1 protein-coding gene is annotated in these 1,237 nt (G+C 50.1%); it reads left to right on the top strand.

All coding sequences use genetic code 11. From position 1 onward, the window contains the following. The coding region (locus V6D20_02670; protein HEY9814697.1) for a hypothetical protein at positions 1-700 on the top strand (700 nt) is incomplete at its 5' end. Positions 701-1,237: the final 537 nt, after the last annotated feature.

Genomic DNA, 1,237 nt, shown 5'->3' with positions numbered 1-1,237 from the left:
TGATAAAATAGGCGAATACCGAATGGACATAGGGTGCTGCCCATTCTGCGGTGACAGGCCTTTCAACCTCGGCGGTTATAACTTGCATCAAGTAGCGTGCAAGAATGGCGCGTGCCCAATAGACGGGGTCGCAATGATGCCCGAGGATTGGCAGGCAGCAACAGAGCAGGGTGAGCCTGAGCCTGTGGGGTGGTTTAATTCAAAGTGTCTGGGTTCAATAGAGTGGAAGGCTGGCTTGTCTAGGCCAGAGGAGGGCACTAAGTTTTACACCCAACCACCCAAACCCACCAGAGGTGTAATGGAGCCATTTGGGTCTGATTCAGCATATGCCGCTGCGATGGAGCATGGGCTGGGTAATAACATGACCATATCCTGCGGCCTCGTCGTTGAACTTATCGACGCGCTACGGTCTGCCCGCAAACCCACCGGGGGAGGTGTGCCGGAGTGCCCTTATCCCTGTGGGTGGCGTGAGCTTCACACTATCATCACCAAGAAGGCTGCGTATTTTGCAAGTGCCACACTGGGAGACGAACCATGGAGCGATCAGGCCAGAGAATATGGCATTGATTTGGGCATATATGCCAGAGAACTGTGCAGTCTACTCGCCACCCAACAACCACCAGATAATCCTCCCAAAGAGATGCCGGAGGCAACGAGACAACACACAGCAAATGTATCAAGGGTGGGAGGTAACCAATGAAACTAACCCGAGAACAAGCTTATGACCTCATCCTACGTGCTTATGCTGATCGTAGGTCCTATACGTGTGTAAGGTTTGCACAAGCATTGTGGAATCAACTACCAATGTCACTAGCTGAGAAGCACGTAGGCACCAAGAAAGACTTCTTCTTCATTGAGGATGACCTTGTAGCATGTGATATGTTCTTTGAGTTTTATGTTGAGGAGGAAGACTTTGAATGATGAAGTAGAGAAGCCTAGTTTTGTTATCCCGGAATGGTGCAACTATCACATCAGTGAATATGACTTAGCCCTTCACCCAGACATACATGGGAACCCTACAACGTGTCCACGGCGTGTGTTGGTGAGTTGTTTGTGGGACTGTGGGGTTGATGTGAGACGATTCACTTGGGTGACGGTTAAGACAAGGCACAGGACATTGGATGGTAGAAGTAAGAATGGCCTGTTGTACGCCGGGTGCGAAAGAACCGATAAGGAATGGATGCGTAGCGGCTGTGCTACTATGGAAGGAAGGATAGCCAATGAATGGGATTATGAA

The organism is Candidatus Obscuribacterales bacterium, from assembly GCA_036703605.1.
In the GTDB taxonomy this organism is placed as follows: Bacteria; Cyanobacteriota; Cyanobacteriia; order RECH01; family RECH01; genus RECH01.
The sequence above is the reverse complement of the archived record's forward strand: the minus strand, read 5'-3'. Positions and strand labels throughout refer to the sequence as shown.